Raw genomic sequence first — 240 nt, 5'->3', positions numbered from 1 at the left:
GACGTCGCCGAACTGCTGGCGCACCTGAACATCGAACGCGCCCACTTCTGCGGCCTGTCGATGGGCGGCCCCACCGGCCTGTGGCTGGCGCTGAACCGGCCCGAGCTGATCGGCAAGCTGATCCTGTGCAATACCGCCGCGCGCATCGGCTCGGCCGAAGGCTGGAGCGCCCGCATCGCCGCCGTGGCCGAACAGACGCTGGAAAAGATGGCCCCGACCCTGGTCGAGCGCTGGCTCACC

Annotated in this window: 1 protein-coding gene; it reads left to right on the top strand. The window is 70.0% G+C overall.

The window, feature by feature from the left end; all coding sequences use genetic code 11:
- The coding region (locus SB771_RS36695; protein WP_410722245.1) for an alpha/beta fold hydrolase at window positions 1–240 on the top strand (240 nt) is incomplete at both ends.

The sequence above is a fragment of the Burkholderia sp. SIMBA_051 genome (genome assembly GCF_046534915.1).
Classification (GTDB): Bacteria; Pseudomonadota; Gammaproteobacteria; order Burkholderiales; family Burkholderiaceae; genus Burkholderia; species Burkholderia ambifaria.
Note: the sequence above shows the minus strand (reverse complement) of the source record. Positions and strands in the feature narration are given on the sequence as shown.